Annotated in this window: 23 protein-coding genes; 10 read left to right on the forward strand and 13 right to left on the reverse strand. The window is 74.7% G+C overall.

Annotation, left to right across the window (positions count from 1 at the left end):
• Positions 1-225: 225 nt before the first annotated feature.
• Positions 226-948 carry a SigB/SigF/SigG family RNA polymerase sigma factor gene (locus V6U89_RS18915; protein WP_442933951.1) on the forward strand — a complete coding sequence of 241 codons (723 nt, stop codon included), beginning with the start codon at positions 226-228 and terminating at the stop codon, positions 946-948.
• A gap of 199 nt (positions 949-1,147) precedes the next feature.
• Here the strand turns inward: V6U89_RS18915 and V6U89_RS18920 are convergent, their stop codons facing one another.
• Positions 1,148-1,321, reverse strand: a complete 174-nt coding sequence (locus tag V6U89_RS18920; protein ID WP_334572608.1) for a hypothetical protein — start codon at positions 1,319-1,321, stop codon at positions 1,148-1,150.
• 510 nt (positions 1,322-1,831) lie between these two features.
• On the opposite strand from V6U89_RS18920, the gene V6U89_RS18925 reads away from it, so the two are divergent.
• Complete coding sequence (locus V6U89_RS18925; protein WP_334572610.1) at positions 1,832-2,092, forward strand: hypothetical protein; 261 nt, start codon at positions 1,832-1,834, stop codon at positions 2,090-2,092.
• Positions 2,093-2,527: 435 nt separating this feature from the next.
• Here V6U89_RS18925 and V6U89_RS18930 read toward each other — a convergent pair whose 3' ends face one another.
• Together V6U89_RS18930 and V6U89_RS18935 are read right to left on the reverse strand one after the other, a co-directional pair.
• Positions 2,528-2,746, reverse strand: a complete 219-nt coding sequence (locus V6U89_RS18930; protein ID WP_088964186.1) for a hypothetical protein — start codon at positions 2,744-2,746, stop codon at positions 2,528-2,530.
• 148 nt (positions 2,747-2,894) lie between these two features.
• Positions 2,895-3,563: a DUF1707 SHOCT-like domain-containing protein gene (locus V6U89_RS18935; RefSeq protein ID WP_334572612.1), complete on the reverse strand. Its 669-nt coding sequence runs from the start codon at positions 3,561-3,563 to the stop codon at positions 2,895-2,897.
• A gap of 173 nt (positions 3,564-3,736) precedes the next feature.
• Between V6U89_RS18935 and V6U89_RS18940 the strand changes: the two genes are divergently transcribed.
• The 3 genes from V6U89_RS18940 (at position 3,737) to V6U89_RS18950 (ending at position 6,338) form a co-directional block, all read left to right on the forward strand.
• Entirely contained in the window at positions 3,737-4,165 is a 429-nt protein-coding gene (locus V6U89_RS18940; protein ID WP_334572614.1) for an ATP-binding protein, read from the forward strand.
• A gap of 72 nt (positions 4,166-4,237) precedes the next feature.
• Positions 4,238-5,437, forward strand: a complete 1,200-nt coding sequence (locus V6U89_RS18945; protein ID WP_334572616.1) for a PP2C family protein-serine/threonine phosphatase — start codon at positions 4,238-4,240, stop codon at positions 5,435-5,437.
• Positions 5,438-5,582: 145 nt separating this feature from the next.
• Positions 5,583-6,338, forward strand: a complete 756-nt coding sequence (locus V6U89_RS18950; RefSeq protein WP_334572618.1) for a GAF and ANTAR domain-containing protein — start codon at positions 5,583-5,585, stop codon at positions 6,336-6,338.
• Here the strand turns inward: V6U89_RS18950 and V6U89_RS18955 are convergent.
• On the reverse strand, positions 6,292-6,654 hold the full coding sequence (locus tag V6U89_RS18955) for an STAS domain-containing protein (protein ID WP_334572620.1): 363 nt from the start codon (positions 6,652-6,654) through the stop codon (positions 6,292-6,294). The genes V6U89_RS18950 and V6U89_RS18955 overlap by 47 nt on opposite strands.
• A gap of 128 nt (positions 6,655-6,782) precedes the next feature.
• Positions 6,783-7,652, reverse strand: a complete 870-nt coding sequence (locus V6U89_RS18960; protein WP_334572622.1) for a DUF3152 domain-containing protein — start codon at positions 7,650-7,652, stop codon at positions 6,783-6,785.
• A gap of 153 nt (positions 7,653-7,805) precedes the next feature.
• Here V6U89_RS18960 and V6U89_RS18965 point away from each other — a divergent pair, with 153 nt between their 5' ends.
• The 4 genes from V6U89_RS18965 (at position 7,806) to V6U89_RS18980 (ending at position 11,429) form a co-directional block, all read left to right on the forward strand.
• Positions 7,806-9,047 carry a DUF2786 domain-containing protein gene (locus tag V6U89_RS18965; RefSeq protein ID WP_334572624.1) on the forward strand — a complete coding sequence of 414 codons (1,242 nt, stop codon included), beginning with the start codon at positions 7,806-7,808 and terminating at the stop codon, positions 9,045-9,047.
• Between the two features lie 116 nt (positions 9,048-9,163).
• Positions 9,164-9,523, forward strand: a complete 360-nt coding sequence (locus tag V6U89_RS18970) for a YciI family protein (RefSeq protein ID WP_334572743.1) — start codon at positions 9,164-9,166, stop codon at positions 9,521-9,523.
• Positions 9,520-10,764, forward strand: coding sequence for an RNA polymerase sigma factor (locus V6U89_RS18975; RefSeq protein WP_334572626.1), 1,245 nt, complete (start codon positions 9,520-9,522; stop codon positions 10,762-10,764). Before V6U89_RS18970 ends, V6U89_RS18975 begins: the two co-directional genes overlap by 4 nt.
• 29 nt (positions 10,765-10,793) lie before the next feature.
• Positions 10,794-11,429, forward strand: coding sequence for a dihydrofolate reductase family protein (locus V6U89_RS18980; RefSeq protein WP_334572628.1), 636 nt, complete (start codon positions 10,794-10,796; stop codon positions 11,427-11,429).
• Positions 11,430-11,634: 205 nt separating this feature from the next.
• Here V6U89_RS18980 and V6U89_RS18985 read toward each other — a convergent pair whose 3' ends face one another.
• The 5 genes from V6U89_RS18985 to V6U89_RS19005 all read right to left on the reverse strand — a co-directional run bounded on the left by V6U89_RS18985 (position 11,635) and on the right by V6U89_RS19005 (position 16,268).
• A complete protein-coding gene (locus V6U89_RS18985; RefSeq protein WP_334572630.1) occupies positions 11,635-12,132 on the reverse strand; it encodes a hypothetical protein in 498 nt (165 codons plus the stop codon).
• A gap of 268 nt (positions 12,133-12,400) precedes the next feature.
• Positions 12,401-12,574, reverse strand: coding sequence for a CsbD family protein (locus tag V6U89_RS18990; protein WP_334572632.1), 174 nt, complete (start codon positions 12,572-12,574; stop codon positions 12,401-12,403).
• A gap of 178 nt (positions 12,575-12,752) precedes the next feature.
• Positions 12,753-15,011: a heavy metal translocating P-type ATPase gene (locus V6U89_RS18995; RefSeq protein WP_334572634.1), complete on the reverse strand. Its 2,259-nt coding sequence runs from the start codon at positions 15,009-15,011 to the stop codon at positions 12,753-12,755.
• Positions 15,012-15,025: 14 nt separating this feature from the next.
• A complete protein-coding gene (locus V6U89_RS19000; RefSeq protein ID WP_334572636.1) occupies positions 15,026-16,024 on the reverse strand; it encodes a hypothetical protein in 999 nt (332 codons plus the stop codon).
• A gap of 34 nt (positions 16,025-16,058) precedes the next feature.
• The gene (locus tag V6U89_RS19005; RefSeq protein WP_154939967.1) at positions 16,059-16,268 is read right to left on the reverse strand and encodes a heavy-metal-associated domain-containing protein; all 210 of its coding nucleotides are present in this window, start codon (positions 16,266-16,268) and stop codon (positions 16,059-16,061) included.
• 94 nt (positions 16,269-16,362) lie between these two features.
• Between V6U89_RS19005 and V6U89_RS19010 the strand changes: the two genes are divergently transcribed.
• Positions 16,363-16,662, forward strand: coding sequence for a metal-sensitive transcriptional regulator (locus V6U89_RS19010; RefSeq protein ID WP_154939970.1), 300 nt, complete (start codon positions 16,363-16,365; stop codon positions 16,660-16,662).
• 138 nt (positions 16,663-16,800) lie between these two features.
• On the opposite strand, the gene V6U89_RS19015 is transcribed toward V6U89_RS19010, so the two are convergent.
• From V6U89_RS19015 to V6U89_RS19025, 3 genes are all read right to left on the reverse strand, one after another.
• Entirely contained in the window at positions 16,801-17,430 is a 630-nt protein-coding gene (locus V6U89_RS19015; RefSeq protein ID WP_334572639.1) for a DUF305 domain-containing protein, read from the reverse strand.
• Positions 17,431-17,499: 69 nt separating this feature from the next.
• Positions 17,500-18,078, reverse strand: a complete 579-nt coding sequence (locus tag V6U89_RS19020; RefSeq protein ID WP_334572641.1) for a hypothetical protein — start codon at positions 18,076-18,078, stop codon at positions 17,500-17,502.
• A gap of 30 nt (positions 18,079-18,108) precedes the next feature.
• Complete coding sequence (locus V6U89_RS19025) at positions 18,109-20,142, reverse strand: heavy metal translocating P-type ATPase (protein WP_334572643.1); 2,034 nt, start codon at positions 20,140-20,142, stop codon at positions 18,109-18,111.
• Positions 20,143-20,257 lie beyond the last annotated feature (115 nt).

Genomic DNA, 20,257 nt, shown 5'->3' on the forward strand with positions numbered 1-20,257 from the left:
GACATGACGCGGTGGCGAGGCCCGTGATCGTGGCCTTGCGACAGCGCACCAGCCCGTACGTGCGCCCCGGCGACAGCCGGTTCGGAGATCTTCCGGTCGTTCCGATCAGCGGGCCCGGGCGGGAAGGCCACACTCATGGTCACCACCTTCGAACCGACGACCAGCACCCGCATCGGCGAGCGCAGCAGCGCGCAGAGCGCCGAGAGCGCGGATGCCCTCCTGGCGATGATGGCCGCGACTCCGGCCGGCGACCCTCGTCGCCCCGCGCTGCGGGAACGCGCCATCGAGGCGTGGTTGCCGCTCGCCCGCCACCTGGCGCGCCGCTACTCCGGACGCGGCGTACACGACGAGGATCTGGCCCAGACCGCGGTGATCGGGCTGATCAAGGCCGTCGACAACTTCGACCCCACCCGGGGCGTCGACTTCACCGGGTACGCCATCCCGACCGTCATCGGCGAGATCAAGCGGTACTTCCGCGACCGCACCTGGGCCGTGCGGGTGCCCCGCCGCCTGCAGGAGCTGCGTCTGTCCATCACCGAGGCCAACAGCACGCTCACCCACACCCTGGGGCGCTCACCGACCGTGGCCGACATCGCGACGTACCTCGACCTGCCCGAGGAGACGGTCCTGGAAGGACTGGAAGGGGCCCGCGCCTACCGCGCCACCTCCCTGTCCACCCCGACCGGCGCCGACGGCAGCATGGAACTCGGCGACACCCTCGGGGCTGACGACCACGGCCTCGACCTCGTCGAGCTCCGCGTCGCCCTCGGCCCGGCCCTCGCCACCCTGCCGGAACGCGAACGCCGGATTCTGAGCATGCGCTTCCACGGCAATCTCACCCAGGGCCAGATCGCCGAGCAGATCGGTATCTCGCAGATGCACGTCTCCCGGCTCATCACCCGAGCGCTGGCCACCCTGCGCGGCCATTTCGCCGGCGAGCGCCCCTGAGCAGGCGGGCCATCGGGCCCGCACAGCGCAGCCCGGTCGCACCTGGGACCGGGCTGCGGCGTACGTACACAGCGGTGAGCTGGGGGTGGTGGTGGTCAGGCCGCGGGCGGGCGCTCCGGCACCGCCTTCCCAGCCCCGGCCCCGGCGACCGGTGACCGGCCGCCGGTGCCGACCTGCTCGCTCTCGATGTGCGCCACCCTCAGCGGGACGGCGCATCCACGAGGTCGGCCGGATCGAGGTGCAGGGTGGCGAGCAGCCCGACGTGCTGCGCCGGATCCACCAGTTCCGGCAGTTCGCGTTCGATCCAGTCGGCCCTCATCTGCTGGCCGCGTTCGCGAAGGACGGCGGCGATCCGGTGTCTGGCGATCCTCATTCGGGTGCTCCCTTGTGAAGCCGTCCGGGCGGTCACGCTCACGGACGGCGGTGTGGTTGCGCCGGTCGAGCCCATCGCCGGCTGTCGGGGCGGGAAAGCCCTGAACCGTGCGTGACCGGCGGATCGTGCGGTCGGGACGTGGTGGGCGATCAGCCAGCACGGCGAGCAGCTGTCCCGATGGGGATGACGACTGGTCAAGGCCGCCATGAACTGGCGGCAACGGCACCTGACGGCCACCGGGGGCCCGGGCGACAAGCCAACGGTACGCCTCACGGCCTGGATCGGCACAATCACCGGGGGCAGGACCTCCTGCTCAGGGCGGCGTAGCGCGTGAGACAGGCGTCCCGGTCCGGCTGGCCGGCCGCGACGCCCACCGCAGCCCGGGTGGAACGACCACGGCCCCGCCTGCCGGGTAGGGAGGGAGGTGAGCGCGCCTGCGGACTGTCCCCCCGACTGCGGCGCGACGCCCCCGGCCCGCCCGCCGGCGGACGGGCCGTCCCGGGACGCCCGATGAACGCGGTCGTGGACAACACGCGGCGCGCCGTGCGGGAGGCGTACGAACGGCTGCGCACCTACTTCATCGTCGCCCTCCAGGCGGGGCTGGCCGCGGGACTGTCCTGGTCCATCGCCAGCAACGTGCTGCACAACCCGCAACCGCTGTTCGCGCCCGCGGCGGCGGTGGGCACGATCGCCGCCGCGATCGGCAACCGGGTACGCCGGACCGCCGAGCTGCTGGCCGGGGTGATCCTGGGGGGCTGGCCGGGGACCTGATCATCGAGGTGATCGGCGCAGGGCCGGTGCAGACCGGCTTCGTGGTGGCGCTCGCGATCTCGGTGGCGGTGCTGTTCCGCGGCAGCGGCGCGGTGATGGTGCAGGCCGGCAGTACCGCCGTGCTGTTGGGGACGGTGTCACCGGAGGGGCCGGACCTCGCCGTACCCCGGACCGCGAACGCCCTGGTCGGTGGGTTGACCGCGGTCGCGAGACGCTCCAGGCGTCCGGCCTCGACATGGCGGAGGCGAACCGGCAGGCCGGCATCGCGGCGGGCATCTGAACCCCGGCCCCGGGCCACCACGGCTGCCGGACGGTCGCCGGACGTACCGTGATCAACGTTTGTGGTGGGTGACCCGACGCGGACGGCGGAACCCCGGCGGCGCGGACACCGCGCCGGCGGGGGTCGGCGTCAGTTTCGCGCGAACGCGCCCGCGCTCAGCGGGGCAGCTCGCGCCACGCGGGATTACCCCCGCGCCACGCCCCGGCGAGAATGCTCGCCGAGGTACGACTCGGACACTCCTGCACCTTCGACCGGCCGTAGGCGCCGCCGATCTGTGCCTGTACCTCCCAGCGCAGCCCGTCACTGCGGATGTACACGTCGCGACGGCCGCGTGCCGTCGCGTCCCCGTTCCACCAATGCTCCTCGACGATCACCTCGCGACGGTATCTCAACCGGCGTCTGATCGGCATCGCCCGGTGGCCCACTACCGCAGCTCGATCGGCTGGCCGGGCGGCCGGACCTCGGCGAAACGGACCGCTTTCGGTCCCACCGTCGGAGTCGGGCGACCGGACCGGCCGGTCGTCAGTCGTCCGAGTCGGGCGACCAGTTCTCCAGCTTCCTGCGCTTCTTCTCCTGCTTGCGGATCCGCAGCTCCCGCTCGGAGGGCTTGCGCTTGATCGCCACCCCGCCCCAGAGGGCGAACCCGCCGACGGTGACCGTCGGGGCACCCGGCGCGCCGGGCCCGGTGGCCCGGTGGTCGAAGCCGCCCATCACCCCGACCCCGGTCACGTGCACGGTGGCCTGCTCGGGCACCCAGATCTCCAGGCCCCCCATCAGGGCGTAGGCCTTGATCCGCACCGCACCCACAGTGAAGATCGCGTCGCGCAGGTCGACCAGCCCGCCGCCCCAGAACGCCAGGCAGGTGAACTCGGGGCCGACGCTCCACGGGCCGGACCGTTCGAACTTGCCGGCCAGGGCGAAGCCGCTGCGCGACACCGGCGCCCCGGCGACGTACGCGGGCGGCGGAGGCGGGAACAGCGACGACCCCACGGCGGGGAGATCGTGGGTCAGGGGTGCGAGTTCGGCGTAGGTGCGGGCGGCGTAGACCCGGCCCAGCCGCTCGTCCAGCTCGCCCAGGTCGAGTCGGCCCTCCGCGGCCGCCTCCCGCAGCACGGCCGCCACCCGCTCCCGGTCGGCGTCGGAGGTACGGATCTGTCCCGGGTGCACCGGTTCCGGAATGAGCTCGCTCACATAGAGGAGCGTAGAACAAGCACGCACCCGCCCGCGCCCGCGCCACCCGCCCGGGCAGCGGCCCCCGGCGGGTTCGGCACGGCCGGGACCACTGCCTGCGGCGGAGGAGCTGTCAGGGTCACGACACATCCCCGGCCGGCATAGGAAGCCGCTACCGAGGGTAAATCAGGATCATGGCACAGCTGCGCACCTCACCCCCGTCGCCGCAGGCTACCGAGCTGCGGCGGTGGCAGCTGTCCAGTGCCGCCGACCTGCGCGGCCTACGGGCGTCCCTGCACCAGGCGCTGACCGGCGAGGAACTGCTCGTCGGGGAGGAACTGGGCGAGGTGCCCGAGCTGATGGTCCTGGTCGCCACGGAGCTGGCCACCAACGCCCTGCGGCACGGCATCCCGCCCACCATCGTGCGCCTGCTGGTCGCCGAGGACCGGTTCATCCTGGAGGTCGCCGACCACGACCTGAGCACCATCCCGGAGCTGGTCGACACCCGTCCGATGGGGGCCGGCGGCCGGGGTCTGCAGATCGCCGAGGCCCTCTCGCTGGACGTCGGCTGGTACGCCACCGACCGCACCAAGAACATCTGGGCCGCCTTCCCCCGGAGCTGACCGGCCGGCGTTCCGAGCGGCGGCCGGCGGGGTACCCGGTACCGGCACGCGGACCGAGGGTGGAGGACACCGATGACCGAGCGGAAAGCGCTGTACGAGCTGCTGCACCGTTCCCATCACGCCCGTCCCGAGGATCTGCCGCGGCTGGCCCGGGGGCTGGCCGAGAATCTCGGCGCCATCGACATGCGCCTTTACCTGGTCGACCACGAGCAGCGGGAACTGCTGCTGATGGACGACGGCGGGGCCACCGACCAGGCCCCGCTGAACATCGACGGCACCCTGGCCGGCCGGGCCTACGCGATGATGCGCCCGTACGCCGCCGACGGCGGGCCCGGGCCGGCGCGGCTCTGGGTGCCGTTGCTGGACGGGCTGGAACGGATGGGCGTGGTCGAGGTGGTCACCGCCGAACCGGTCCCCGCCGACCGGGTCGGCGAGTTCGAGGCGGCCTGCGCACTCCTGGCCGAGCTGGTGGTCACCCGCTCCGCGTACAGCGACACGGTGGAGCTGGTGCGCCGCCGCGCCCCGATGCAGATGGCCGCCGAGATGCTCCGTGCCCAACTGCCGCCGCTGACCTTCTCCACCGGCAGCATGACCATCAGCGGCATCCTGGAGCCCAGCTACGACGTGGGCGGGGACGCCTTCGACTACGCGGTGAACGGCGACATCGCCCACCTGGCGCTCTTCGACGCGGTGGGGCACGGCTCCCAGGGTGGGATGCGGGCGGTGATGCTGGCCAGCCTGGCGCTGGCCGCGTACCGGAACGCCCGCCGGGCCGGTCACGACCTGATTCCCACGTACCACCACATCGACACCACCGTCCGGGACCACGACCCGCGGGGCCTGATCACCGGGGTGCTGGCCGAACTCGACCAACGCAGTGGCCGGCTGCGGGTGATCTCGGCCGGGCACCCCAGCGGCCTGGTGCTGCGCCGCGGCCGGGTGGCGACCGTGCTGCCCACCCCGACCGCGCTGCCGGTGACCCTCGGCGAGCACCGGGAGCCGGTGGTGGTCGAGGAGGCGCTGGAGCCCGGCGACGTCGTGCTCTTCCACACCGACGGGATCACCGAGGCGCGCTCCGCCGACGGTACGGCCTTCGGTGTCGACCGGCTGGTCGACTTCGCCGTCCGGGCGCTGGCCGACGACTCGCCCCTGCCGGAGGCCGCCCGCCGCCTGGTGCACGCGATCCTCGCCTACCAGGACGACCAGCTCGGCGACGACGCGACCGTGCTGCTGGTGCGCTGGCACCGCCCCGCCGGCCAGCCGTCGACCTGATCACCTACCGGATTGACGCGCGACGCCCCTGGGTATCGGCGGATTCGTCAAGGACCGCGTCGGGGTCGGTGGCGTGCCGGACCCCCGCATGCGGCGGGGAGGAGGCACCGTGCCGGCCAACGAACAAGCGCACTCCCGACCTGCTGTGTCCCCTTCCGGCAGCCGGGGCGAGGCGACCAGCGGTCACGCCCTCGCCGCCCGGCTCGCCATGCTCGCCCGCGAGTTCCAGGGCGAGCGGACGGTGGAGGACACCCTGCGGGCCATCGTGCACGCGGCCGTGGACACCGTGCCCGGCGCCTGGCACGCCGGGATCACCGAGATCGAGGGACGGCGCCGGGTGAGCACCCCCGCCGGCACCGGTGAGGTGGTGCTGCGGGTCGACCGGGCGCAGTACGAGACCGGCGAGGGGCCCTGCCTCACCTCGGCGTACACCGAGCGGACCGTCCGGCTGCCCGACGTGGACACCGAGGAGCGCTGGCCCAGGTTCATCGCCCGGGCGCGGGAGCTGGGCGTCGGCAGCATGCTGTCGTTCCAGCTCTACGTCGCTCGGGACAATCTGGGCGCGCTCAACCTCTACGCCCGCGAGCCGCACGCCTTCACCGACGAGTCGGAACGGGTCGGGCTGATCTTCGCCTCGCACGCCGCCGTGGCGGTCGCCGACGCGCGGCGGCTCGACCAGCTCAGCCGGGCGCTGGACGTACGGGACCTGATCGGCCAGGCCAAGGGCATCCTGATGGAACGGCACCGGCTCACCGGCGCCCAGGCCTTCGAGCTGCTGGTGATGGCGAGCCAACGGATCAACGTCAAGCTGGTCGACGTGGCCCGCGAGCTGGTGGAGACCGGCGAGCTGAGCGTCACCGGCCAGCGGGAGCGAGCCCGAGCAGGGCGAGCACCCCGGTGATCTCAAGGACCCGACGGACGATGGGCTGCGCGTTCGCGACCACCAGCGGGCAGTCCCGGTCGGCGGCCGAGGCGTACGCGTCGAGCAGGGCGTGGACGCCGGAGGAGTCCAGGAAGGGCACCTCGGCGAGGTCCACCTCGACGGGGGTGCCGGCCAGGTCGGCCAGCACGGCGTCCAGCGCCGCGCGCAGCTCGCCGGAGGTGGCGAAATCCACCTCACCGGCGACGCTCACCCGCAGGAGGTGGCCGAGGTTGGTGAGAGTGATCCGGAGGTCGGCCGCCGATATCGACAGAAGTTGCCCAGGCTCGGTGTGCACTGCACTGCTCCCTACGCCCACCGGGCTCGTTCCCTCGTAGCAGAAGGCAGAGACCAGCGCCGCCAGCCTAGCCGCAGGCGGCGGGGAAAGCACGGTTCCGTCCCGTGGGCGGGACACCGACGACGGGGTCAGTCCCCGGCCGGCACCGGGTCGTCGTACTCGCCGGGACGGCCGGTGTGCAGCGTGCCGTCGACGTACGGCCAGGCGTTCGGCGTGCAGCCGTGCAGCCCCAGCGTCTGCTGCTGCATCACCGGGGCCGGCACGCCCCGGGCCGGGCACAGCTCGTGTCCCATCCCGAGCCGGTGGCCGACCTCGTGGTTGAGCACGTACGCCCGGTAGGTCGCCAGGTCACCGCCGAACCCGGGCACGCCGCGCGCCCAGCGGGCCACGTTGACCACCACCCGGTCGCCGTTGCGGCAGGAGGTGTAGCGGTCGTCGGCGTCCCCGCACAGGTCGGCGCGGGTCGCCGGGGTGGTCAGCAGCACGGTGAAGTCGGCCGGGACGTCCGGGCCGACCCGTTGCAGCCGCCACCGCCCCCCGCCCGTCCAACCCCGGCGGTCGGCCAGCACCACGGCCACCTCCCGGCCGAACCGTTCCACCTCCACCTCGTCGATGCCGCCCTCGACCGCCACCCGGTACCGCAGCAGCTCGCCCACGCGTCCGGCCACCGCACCCCGGGCGGTCGCCGTCCGCCAGGTGCCCGTACCCCGCTCGGGGTAGCCCAGGGCGGGGGCGGTGGGCGTCGCCGCCGGTCGGCCCGGGGGCGGGGCGTCGGCCGGCGGGGCGGCCACCGCCGCGCGGGCCGGCGCGGGCGCCCGGCGGACGTCACCGATCAGCGCGCCGGGGTCCAGCTCGCCGCGCCGGGCCGCCCAGGCGCCGCCGCCCAGGCCGGCGACCACCACCAGCGCCAGCACCAGCGCGACCGCCCGGGCCCCGGCCCCGCGACGACCACGGTGCCGGCTCCGGTCGGCCGACCCGCTCACCGTGAGGCTGCCCACCCTCGACCCTCCGTCCGCTCGCGCAGTAGTACGCGGACGGGGCCCGTGCGGATGAGTGCTGCGGCCGTCCAATCCGCACCCGGTACCGTTGCCGGGCAGACACTCCCGACGATCCGGACACCACCCGGGCGTCTCGCCCAGGAAGGACCACCCGTGCCGGACGCCCACGCCCTCATCGCCGACGCGGTCGCGGCGGTGCGCGGCACCGACGTACGCGACGCGGAGCGGAAGCTGGACCGGCTCGTGGTCGGCACCGGCGCCCCGGACGGCACGGCGGCGGTGGACGCCGCCCTCCTCGACCGCCTGGCGGGCGCCCTCGCCCGGCTCTGGCCGCGCGGCTGGCAGCCGGTCGACGTGGCCAGGATGGTGACCCGCCGCCTCGGCGCGCGACCCGGCCGGCTGGTCCGCGACACGCTCGCCGCCCAGCGGCGGGGGCAGGCCGGCGACGTCCCGCCGTGGTGGGACGAGCAGCTCGACGGGCTGGCGGCCCGGGTGTGGTGGGACGACGACGCCGGCTGGCTGACCCGGTGGGCGGCCCGCGAGGGCGAGGACCGGATAATCGCGCTGCGCGACGCGGTCGAGGTGCTGGCGCTGCTGGACGGCCTGCCACCGATCGCGATGCTGCGCCCGCCGCCGGGCGGGGGCGGGCCGACCGTGACCCGGCGCGCCGCCCCGGGGCGCAGCGGTTCGGTGCTGCTCGACCGGGTGCGGGCGCTGCTGGCCAAGGCCGAGTCGACCACCTTCCCGGCCGAGGCGGAGGCGCTGACCGGCAAGGCGCAGGAGTTGATCGCCCGGCACAGCCTGGACCGGGCGCTGGTCGAGGCCACCGCCGAGCGCCCCGACCTGCCCGGCGGCATGCGCCTGAGCACCGACGCCCCGTACGCCGGGGCGAAGGCGCTGCTGGTGCAGGAGGTGGCGGCGGCGAACCGGTGCGAGTCGGTGTGGAACGACGACCTGGGCTTCGCCACCGTGCTCGGCTTCGCCGGCGATCTGGAGGCGGTCGAGCTGCTCTACACCTCGCTGCTGGTGCAGGCCACCGCCGCGATGCTGCGCGGGCGCACCGAGCGCAAGCGGGGCAGCAGCCGGCGGACCAAGGCGTACGACGAGTCGTTCCTGCACGCGTTCGCGCTGCGGATCGGGGAACGGCTGCGGGCCGCGACCGAGGAGGCCGGCCGGCAGGCGGCCGACGCGACCGGCCCGGAACGGCTGCTCCCCGTGCTGGCCGCCCGCTCGGACGCGGTCCGCGAGCGGATGGAGACCCTCTTCCCCGGCGTCACCCGGGCCCGGCTGACCATCCGGGACGCCGACGGCTGGCACTCCGGCACCTCCGCCGCCGACCGGGCGTCGCTGCACGCCGGCACGCCACCGGCCCGGCCGCTGCCCGGCCGGAGCTGACCGCTCGGGCAGAATTCGTCCGGCGGCGGTGTCGGATCCAGCAGGCGGGCTCCGACCTGTCATCGAGGGCCACGAACGGCGTGGCCACGCGACGTCAGGAGCACCACGTGAAGTACATGTTGCTGATCTGGAACCGGCCCGGCTTCGTCGAGGGCCTCAACGAGCAGGAGCGCACCGCGCTCTTCGGCGAGGTCGACGAGATCATGAAGGAGCTGACCGAGTCCGGCGAGCTGGTCGGCGGCCAGGCGCTGGCCGACCCGTCGCAGACCCGGACGGTCCGGCTCGCCGGCGAGCGCCCCGAGGTGACCGACGGACCGTTCATGGAGAGCAAGGAACAGTTCGCCGGCTACCTGATGGTCGACTGCGACAGCCCGGAGCGGGCCGCCGAGATCGCCGCGCGCTGGCCCGACGTCCGGATGGGCTTCGGCGTGCTGGAGGTGCGCCCGGTGATGGACGAGGCCGGGACCGAGATGTGACGCAGCGGGAGGTGGAGGACCTGCTGCGCGCCCTCGCGCCGCAGGTCCTCGGCATCCTGGTCCGCCGGCACGGCGCCTTCTCCGCCGGTGAGGACGCGGTGCAGGAGGCGCTGCTGGCCGCCGCCACGCAGTGGCCGGAGCGGGGAGTGCCGGACAATCCCCGCGCCTGGCTGCTCACCGTCGCCGGCCGCCGGCTGACCGACGAGTGGCGCAGCGAGCGGGCCCGCCGCGACCGCGAGGTCGCCGTCGCGCTCCGGGAGCCGGCGTACGCGACGGTCGCCCCGGCCGCCGACGAGTCGCCGTCGGCCGGGGACGACAGCCTCACCCTGTTCTTCCTCTGCTGCCATCCGGCGCTGCCCCGCTCGGCGCAGCTGGCGCTGACCCTGCGCGCGGTCGGTGGGCTGAGCACGGCGCAGATCGCGCAGGCGTTCCTGCTGCCGGAGCCGACCATGAGCCAGCGCATCCGCCGGGCCAAGCAGCGCGTCGAGGCGGCCGGCGCGCGGTTCGTCATGCCGTCGCCCGCCGAGCGGGACGAGCGGCTGCGAACCGTACTGCACGTGCTGTACCTGATCTTCAACGAGGGCTACACCGCCTCCAGCGGGGCGGACCTGCACCGGGCCGAGCTGACCGGCGAGGCGATCCGGCTGACCCGCCAGCTGCACCGGGCGCTGCCCCACGACGGCGAGGTCGCCGGCCTGCTCGCGCTGATGCTGCTCACCGACGCGCACCGGGCGGCGCGGACCGGGCCGGGCGGGGAACTGGTCCCGCTCGCCGAACAGGACCGGAGCCGGTGGGACCTGGCCGCCATCGCCGAGGGGGTGGCCCTGGTGACCGAGGCGCTGACCTGGTCGCTGCCGGGCCCGTACCAGCTCCAGGCGGCGATCGCGGCGGTGCACGCCGAGGCGCCCTCCGCCGAGCGGACGGACTGGCCGCAGATCGTCGCGCTCTACCGGGTGCTGGCGGCCGTGTCGCCGAACCCGATGGTCACCCTCAACCAGGCCGCCGCGGTGGCCATGGTGGACGGACCGCGCGCCGGGCTCGCCCTGCTCACCCCGCTCGACGCCGACGAGCGGATCGCCGGCCACCACCGGCTGGCGGCCGTCCGGGCCCACCTGCTGGAGCTGGCCGGGGAGCGGGACGCGGCACGGGAGGCGTACCTGCTGGCGGCCCGGCGGACCACCAGCCTGCCGGAGCGGCGCTACCTGGAGGTGCGCGCGGCCCGGCTGGCGGGCGACCGATGAGTTCCGGTGACGACGGGAGTCCACCCCGCATGACCACAGTGAGCTGTCAGATCTCGATGTCGTTGGACGGGTACGTGGCGGGGCCGGACCAGAGCCGGCAGGACCCGCTCGGTCGGGGCGGGCTGCGCCTGCACGAGTGGTTCTTCGGGCTGGACGCCTGGCGGGAGCGGCACGGGCTGGCCGGTGGGGAGCGCGGCGTCGACGCCGAGGTGGTCGACGAGATGACCCGGGACGTCGGGGCGTACGTGATGGGACGCCGGATGTTCGGCGGCGGCGACGGGCCGTGGGACCTCGACTGGACCGGCTGGTGGGGCGAGGACCCGCCGTTCCGGACGCCGGTCTTCGTGCTCACCCACCATCCGCGCGAGACGCTGGTGATGCGCGGCGGGACGGAGTTCCGGTTCGTCACCGACGGGCTCGCCGCCGCGCTGCGGCAGGCCCGGGAGGCGGCCGGCGACCGGGTGGTCTCCGTGGCGGGCGGCGCGAGCACGGTCAACCAGTGCCTGGCGGCGGGGCTGCTGGACACCCTCCAGCTGCACGTCGTGCCGATCGTGCTCGGGGCCGGCGAACGGCTCTTCGAGGGGGTCGGCGACCCGCGGCTGGAGCAGGTGTCGGTGGTCGCCGGCCCGACCGTCACCCACGTGACCTACCGGGTACGGCGCTGAGCATCTGGTCGGCCGGTCGGGGCAGGGGTCGGTCGCTGTGGAGCTGATGTCGTGAACGAATCACGGGTGGGATGGACCGCGCCGGCCGCCGGCCCCGATCGGTGATTCATCTACGACATCAGCTCCACAGGGTCTGTGGCACGCCTGTGGCTCCCGCTCAGCGGGCCGGCTCCGCGGCACCAATCGCTCGTCGGGCCGCCGCCGGTCAGACGTGGCAGTCGCGGGTGAGCCGCTCGGGGATGCGGACGAAGCCGGTCGCCATCCAGGTCGCCGGGCTGGCCGCGGCGGCTCCCGTGTCGATCTGCTTCGCGGCATCGGTCACCAGGTCCCTGATCCGCGCGTCCTCGGCGTTGCCGGCCTGCTCGCGCAGGTCGTCGGCGAGCCCGGCGAGGGTGCCCTTGAGCTGGCCGTTGAGCTGCTCCGGGGTGAGTTGGCGGCGGGTGGCCGCGGCCGAGTCGTCGGCGATCCTCCGGCTGGCCTCGATGATCAGCTCATCGGCGCGCCGGCAGACGGCGGCGGTGTTGGCGGCGCTCGGGCCGGTCGGCGACGCGCTCGGGCTGGGCGTCGAGGCCGCGCTCGCGGTGGCGGTGGCGCTCGCGGCGGCCGGAGCGTCCTGCGGGGCGTCGTCGCCGGCCTGCTGGCAGCCGGCGGCGAGGGCGGCGCAGGCCACCAGGGCGAGCGCGGCGGCGGAGCTTCGGAACATGGGACTCCCCGTTCGGGTGTCGGCCGTCCGGAGGGGACGGCGCGGGTCGACCCACGGCCGGATCTCGTCGCGCGGCCGCTGGGTCGGATCGCGGCGGATGTCGTTCTGGCAACGACCAGGATCGCTGTCAGGTCACGTCAACATGGCACGGGCACTCACGCTCCGCTGCCGGGTATCGGCTCCCCGGTGGTGACCGCGATCGCCGGCGGGCGCAGCGCGCCGCACGCCGGGCCGACAGGTCGTCGGCCCGGCGTGCGGAATGCGTGGGTCAGCTCTTGAAAGCGTCCTTGATCTTCTCGCCGGCCTGCTTGAGGTTGGACTTCGCCTGGTCGTTGCGGCCCTCGGCCTCGAGGCGCTCGTCGTCGGTCGCCCGACCCACGCCCTCCTTGATCTTGCCCGCGGTGTTCTCGCCGGCGTTGTCGATCTTGTCGTCGATACCCATGCGAACCTCCAGTTTGCAGTTCCTCCGACGTCCCGGATGTACCCCGGGTCTTTTCGCCGGAAACACCGATCACCCATACGTGATCACCCACGGTGACCGGCGACTGGTCGGGGTGGCGGGATAGGGAGACGCCCTCGCCGCCGGCCCCTCGGTGGGACCGGCGGCGGCGCGCCGATGCTCAGCCGACCGGGCGGAACCCGCGCAGCCGGAGGCTGTTGGCGACCACGAACACCGACGAGAAGGCCATCGCGGCCCCGGCGATCATCGGGTTGAGCAGGCCGGCGGCGGCCAGCGGCAGCGCGGCCAGGTTGTAGGCGAACGCCCAGAAGAGGTTGCCCTTGATGATGGCCAGGGTCCGCCGGGAGAGCCGGATGGCGTCGACCGCGGCGGTGAGGTCGCCGCGCACCAGCGTCAGGTCGGCGGCCTCGATCGCCACGTCGGTGCCGGTGCCCATGGCCAGCCCCAGGTCGGCCTGGGCCAGCGCGGCGGCGTCGTTGACCCCGTCGCCGACCATCGCGACGGTCCGCCCCTCGCCCTGGAGTCGCCTGACCACGTCGACCTTGTCGGCCGGCAGCACCTCGGCGATCACCTCGTCGATGCCGACCTCGGCCGCCACCGCCCGGGCGACGGTCGCGTTGTCGCCGGTGAGCAGCACCGGCTTCAGGCCCAGGCCGCGCAGCCCGTCGATCGCCGCCCGGCTGGTCGGCTTGACCGCGTCGGCGACCGCGAGGACGCCCCGGGCCCGGCCGTCCCAGCCGGCCAGCACGGCCGTCCGGCCGGCCGCCTCCGCGTCACCCGCCGCCCGCACGACCTCCTCGGGTACGGCCAGGCCCCGCTCGCGCAGCAGCCGGAGCCGACCGACGACCACCTCGTGGCCGTCCACCGTGCCGGTGACACCGAGCCCCTCGGCGTTGGCGAAGCCCGTGACCGGCGGCAGCGCGCCCGCCTCGGCGGCGCCCGCCGCGACCGCCCGGGCGACCGGGTGCTCCGAGCCGGCCTCCAGCGCCCCGGCGAGCCGGAGCAGTTCCGTCCGGTCGACCCCCTGGGCGGGAAGCACGTCGACCAGGGTCATTCGGCCGGTGGTGACCGTGCCGGTCTTGTCCAGCACGACGGTGTCCACCTGGCGGGTGGACTCCAGCATCTCCGGCCCCTTGATCAGGATGCCGAGCTGGGCTCCCCGGCCGGTCCCGACCAGCAGCGCCGTGGGCGTGGCCAGGCCGAGCGCGCACGGGCAGGCGATGATCAGCACGGCGACCGCGGCGGTGAACGCGGCCGTCGGGCCCGCCCCGGTGCCGAGCCACCAGCCGAGCGTGCCGGCGGCCAGGGCGATCACGATCGGGACGAAGACGCCGGAGATCCGGTCGGCCAGCCGCTGCACGGCCGCCTTGCCGGTCTGCGCCTGCTCCACCAGCTTCGCCATCTGGGCGAGCTGGGTGTCCGCACCGACCCGGGTGGCGGTGACCACCAGCCGGCCACCGGCGTTCACCGTCGCGCCGACCACGGTGTCGCCCGGGCCGACCTCGACCGGCACCGACTCGCCGGTGAGCATGCTGGCGTCGACGGCCGACGTGCCCTCGTCCACCACCCCGTCGGTGGCGACCTTCTCACCGGGGCGGACCACGAACCGGTCGCCCACCGCGAGCTGGTCGACCGGGATCCGGGTCTCGACGTCGCCGCGCAGCACCGCGACGTCCCGGGCACCCAGCTCCAACAGGGCGCGCAGGGCGGCGCCGGCGGTCCGCTTGGAGCGGGCCTCGAAGTACCGGCCGGCGAGGATGAAGACGGTGACGCCGGCCGCCGCCTCCAGGTAGATGTTGCCGGCCCCGTCGGTGCGGGTGATGTCGAGCCGGAACGGGTGCGTCATCCCGGGCATCCCGGCGTCACCGAGGAAGAGCGCCCAGAGCGACCAGCCGAACGCGGCCAGGGTGCCCAGCGAGACCAGGGTGTCCATGGTGGCGGCGCCGTGCCGCAGGTTGATCCAGGCGGCCCGGTGGAACGGCAGCCCGCCGTAGACCACCACCGGGGCGGCCAGGGTCAGCGACAGCCACTGCCAGTAGGTGAACTGCCAGGCCGGCACCATGGCCAGCAGGATCACCGGCACGGTCAGCGCGATCGAGAGCCACAGCCTGGTCCGCAGGCCGCGCAGCTCGTCGGCCGGCTCGGCGGCCGGTCCGGTCGTACCGGCCGGGGTGGGTGGGGGCGGCACGACGGCGGTGTAGCCGGTCTTCTCCACCGTGGCGATGAGGTCCGCCGGCGTGACCTCGTCGGCGTACCGGACGGTGGCCTTCTCGGTGGCGTAGTTGACGGTGGCGGTCACGCCCTCCATCCGGTTGAGCTTCTTCTCGATCCGCGCGGCGCAGGACGCGCAGGTCATCCCGCCGATGGCCAGCTCGATCCGGTGAGGTGCGACCGGCAGGGAGTCCGTGGTGGGGGTCATCGCGGCACCTCCGATCAGTTGTGCCCGTGACCGGGGGCGCCGTGGCCGGCGTCGGCGGTCGGGGTGGGAACGGTCGGGGTGGTCCGGGTGCCGGGGGTGCTCGCCGGGGCCGCCGGGGCGTCGCCGGCCAGCACCGTGAACTCGGCGGTGTGCACCGCCCCGCCGTGCCGGAAGTCCAGGTACAGCCGGTAGCTGCCGGCCGAGGGCACCTCGGCGGCGAAGCTCACCGCCGGTCCGGCCGGGGTACGCCCGTCACCGGGCACGCCCTCCGGGTGCACGTGCAGGTACGCGAGGTCGCCCTGCCGCAACGCCACCAGGTGCCCGTACGCGCCGAGATAGGGCTCCAGGTCGGTGACCGGCTTCCCGTCCCGGCTGACGGTCAGCGTCAGCTGGCTGGTACGGCCCGGCTGCGGGGTGCCGGCGAGGGTGACCGTGTAGCCGTCGACCGTGGCGCTGGCGGCCGGGGCCGGCAGCGGCCGGGGCTGGAGCTGGCCGGGGACGGTCACGTCGACCCCGAGGGTGAGCGCCTCCCCGCCCGACGGGGTGAAGTCGGCGAAGGCGCGCCAGACGCCCGGCCCGCCCAGCGGGGAGTCCACCCGCCAGGTGCCGTCGGCGCCCAGCTCGGGGTGGACGTGCCGGAAGCCGGACAGGTCGCGCCGCGCCACGATCAGGTGCATCCGCTTGTCGTGGGCGATCTCGTAGCCGGTCACCGCGGCGCCGTCCGGGCCGGTGATCCGGAAGGCGAACTGCCCGGTCGGGGCGTCCACCGGCTGCATGGTGTAGCCGCGGTCGGAGACGAGCAGCCCGCCGGGCAGGTGCGCGGCACCGCCGGGGTCGCCACCGTGCGAGTCGGAGCCGCCGTGCGGGTCGGCGCCGTGGTCGGCGTCGACGGGCTCGTGACGGGTGTCGGCGGCCGGGGTGACGGGGTCGGTCAGGTGGCCGACCCCGTACGCCGTGCCGAACACCGCCGCGAGGCCGAGGGCGAAACCGCTCAGCTTCGTCGCCGTGTTCATCGTGATACCTCGGTTCTCTGGGGTCGTGACCCCGTCACGCCTCGACGAGGTCGTATCCGGCCTCGTCGACGGCGGCGCGTACGGCGTCGGTGTCCAGCGGGCTCTCACTGGTGACGGTGACCCGGCCGGAGGCCAGGTCCACCTGGACGTCGCTGACGCCCTGGATCGCGCTCACCTCGGTGCTGACCGAGTTGACGCAGTGCCCGCAGGTCATGCCCTGTACCTGGTACGTGGTGGTGACCATGGCAACTCTCCTCCCGCATCCATGCTATACCCCCCAGGGGTAGCTCTCCCGAGGACCGTAGCATACCCCCAGGGGGTACGCTATCCTGGTCGTCATGACCACACCGAGCACCCCGACCCGGGGCTACACCGCCAGCAAGGACCAGCTGCTCGCGCGGCTGCGCCGCGTCGAGGGCCAGGTCCGCGGCGTGGAGAAGATGGTCGACGACGACCGCTACTGCATCGACGTGCTGACCCAGATCTCGGCGATCCAGGCCGCCCTGGACAAGGTCGCCCTCGGCCTGCTCGACGGCCACGCCCGGCACTGCATGCACGAGGGGGCCGCCGAGGGCCGCGCCGACGAGATGGCCGCCGAGATGATGGCCGCCGTCGGCCGCCTGATGAAGCGCGGCTGAGCCCGCCACGCGCGGCGAGATCGACGACGAGGCGTACCAGCGGCGGCGGTCGGCACTGCGGACCCGGGCCTGACCGGCACGGTCACCAGGCCGGGGCGCCGGAGCCACGACAGCTCCGGGCGCCCCGGCCGGCGGTGGTCAGAGCCGGGCGAGGATCTTCTTCATCGCGTCGATCTCGCTCTGCTGGGCGTTGACGATCTGCTGCGCCATGGCCTTGGCGTCCGCGTTGCCGCCGCTGGCGAGCTCCTCCTCCGCCATGGTGATGGCGCCCTCGTGGTGGGCGATCATCATGGTCAGGAACTGCCGGTCGAACTCCCGGCCGGAGGCGTCCGCCAGCTTCGCCATGTCGGCGTCGGACATCATGCCCGGCATGCCGTGGTCGTGGTGGCCGCCGGTCGGGCTGCCGGACGGGACGGGCCGACCCCAGGCAGTGAGCCAGCCGGTCATGGTGGCGATCTCCGGCGCCTGGGCGGCCTTGATCTGTGCGGCGAGGTGCTTGACCTCCGGGTCCTCGGCACGGCTGTCGGCCAGCTCCGACATCCGCACCGCCTGCTGGTGGTGCGGGATCATCATCTGGGCGAACATCACGTCGGCGTCGCCGAACGTGGCGGACGCGCTCGCCGACGGGCCGGCGGGGGCTCCCGCGCCCGGCATGTCGTGGCCGGAGCCGGCCTGGTGGTCGTCGCCGGCGCAGGCGGCCAGGGCGAGAGTGGCGCTGAGAGCGACGCCGGCCAGGGCGGCACGGCGCGCAATGGTACGAGTGGACACGGTCGAAACCTTTCGGTGTGAATACGTACGCAGCGGACTTCGGACGCGGCGTGGCCGCGCCGGGGTGTCCTATCTGCGCAGCACCGACACCGTGGCGAGGCGAAGCCCGACCGGGCGGGGTGGCGGGGCGCGCGGCCCGCGCGACGGACCCGACGCATGGCGGGTGTGGACGGCCGGGCGGGCACGACCGAGCAGCAGCGTCGCCAGCAGCAGTGCCACCGTGAAGGCGCCGAGCACCGCCAGGCAGACACTCCAGCCACTCGGGGCACCGCCCGGCTGGTCGGCGGGGGCGGCCCGTCCGCAGCCGTCCCCGGCGCAGTCAGCCACCATCACCCCGCCGGCCTGGCCGGCGAACGACACCGGCCCGGCGCCGTGGGCGGCCGGGACCGTTTCGGGCGCGGCGCTGTGGGCGACCGGGACCGTTTCGGGTGCGGCGCTGTGGGCGACCGGGACCGCCTCGGGCAGGGTGGCCTGAACGACCATCAGCCGCTGCGACCCGGCGGCGGCGTGGCCGTCCGGGTGGGACGCGACGGAGTGCGTGCCGTGGCCGATGGTGTGCATGGCGGCCAGCCCGAGCAGGGTGCAGGCGAGCAGGAACAGCCGGGCCCACCACCCGGCCGGCCGCGCCGTCGCCGTCGCCGTTCGCACCCGACCACGCTAGCCCGATCCGGGCGGGGATCAGAGGCGTACCCGGCGCAACAGTTGGGCGTTGAGCGCGACGACGATCGTCGAGGCGGACATCAGCGCTGCGGCGAGCGCCGGACTGAGCGCCACCCCCGCGAAGGCCAGCACGCCGGCCGCCAGCGGCAGCGCCACCACGTTGTAGCCGGCCGCCCAGGCGAGGTTCTGCCGCATCTTCCGGTACGCCGCCCGACTCAGCCGGACCACCCCGGCGACCCCGCGCGGGTCGGAGGAGGCCAGCACCACCCCGGCCGACTCGATCGCCACGTCGGTGCCCGCCCCGATCGCGATCCCCACGTCTGCCCGGGCCAGCGCCGGCGCGTCGTTGACCCCGTCACCGACCATCGCCACCCGCAGCCCCCGGCGTTGCAGCGCGGTCACCTTGCGATCCTTGTCGGCGGGCAGCACCTCGGCGAAGACCTCGTCGACGCCGGGCCGGAAGCCGAGGTCCGCGGCGACCGCCTCGGCCACCGTCCGGGCGTCCCCGGTGATCATCGCGATGCTGCGGACCCCCTCGGCACGCAGTTCCGCGATCGCCTCCCGGGCCTCGGGGCGTACCTCGTCGGCGAGGGCGAGCAGGCCGAGGACGGTGTCCGGCAGGCGGACCAGGTGCAGCACCGCCGCGCCGCGCCCCGCCCAGCGCCGGGCCGCCGACTCCAGCGCCCCGGGCAGCTCCAGCCCCTGCTCGCGCAGGAGCGCGGGGCCACCGACCGCGTACGGCGTACCGTCGATGTCGGCCCGGACGCCGCGCCCCGGCAGCGAGCGAAAGCCGGCGGCCGGGGCCGGGCCGCCGCGCTCGGCGGCGGCCGCGACGATCGCCCGGGCCAGCGGGTGTTCGCTGTCCGCCTCGACCCCGGCGGCGAGCCGCAGCACCTCGTCCTCGCCGGTCCCCGGCGCGGCGGCCACCCCGACCACGGCGTGCTCGCCCCTGGTGAGGGTGCCGGTCTTGTCGAAGAGCACCACGTCGACGGTGCGCATCCGTTCCAGCGCGAGCCGGTCGCGGACCAGCACGCCGGAGCGGGCGGCCAGCGCGGTGGAGAGCGCGATCACCAGTGGAATGGCCAGGCCGAGCGCGTGCGGGCAGGCGATCACCAGCACCGTCACGGTCCGCACCACGGCCTCGTCCCGCTCGCCCAGCGCGGTCCACCCCACGACGGTCAGCACGGCGGTGGCGGTGGCGACGTAGAAGAGCCAGGCGGCGAAGCGGTCCGCCAGCGCCTGCGCCCGCCCGCCGGACTGCTGCGCCTGCGTCACGAGGCGCTGGATGCCGGCGAGGGTGGTCTGGTCGCCGACCGCCTCCACCCGGACCCGGATCGCCGAGTCGGTGGCGACGGTGCCGGCCACCACCCGGTCCCCGACCGCCCGGGAGACCGGGCGGGACTCGCCGGTGACCATCGACTCGTCCAGCTCGGCGGCCCCGTCGATGATCCGCCCGTCGGCCGGCACCCGGCCACCGGGGCGGACCAGCACCACGTCGGCCACCCGCAGGCCGCTCACCGGCACCCGTTCGGTGCCGCCCTGCGGCCCGACCCGCTCGGCGTCGTCGGGGAGCAGCGCGGCCAGCGCCGCGAGCGCACCCCGCGCCTGCCCGACGGCCTTCATCTCCTGCCAGTGCCCGAGCAGCATGATGGTGACCAGGGCGGCCAACTCCCACCAGAAGTCCAGCTCGAAGGCGCCGAGGCTGGTGGCGAGCGACGCGGCGTACGCGACGGTGATCGCCATCCCGATCAGCAGCATCATGCCCGGGGCCCGGTCGCGCACCTCGCGCACCGCGCCGACGAGGAACGGCCAGCCGCCCCACCAGAAGACCACCGAGCCGAGCACCGGCCCGACCAGGGACCGGCCGGGGAACTCCAGCGGGTAGCCGAACCACTCCATCACCATGTGGCTGGTGGCGACCACGGGCAGGGTCAGCGCCAGGCAGAACCAGAACCGACGGCGGAACATCTCCGGGTCGTGGCCGGCGTGCCGGTCGTGCCCCCGGTGCCGGCCCGGCCCCGGGGACCCGGCCGGTCCGGCGTGCTGGTCCATGCCCCCACGATGCCCGGTGGGCGCGCTGCCGATGGCCCGAACCGGGCGGACCCGCACCGAACCTGGCTACGATTCTCCGGCCATGACTCGCCATCCGCCGCAGCTGCCGCCCGCC

This window comes from Micromonospora sp. CPCC 206171 (assembly GCF_036906755.1).
Taxonomy (GTDB): domain Bacteria; phylum Actinomycetota; class Actinomycetes; order Mycobacteriales; family Micromonosporaceae; genus Micromonospora; species Micromonospora purpureochromogenes.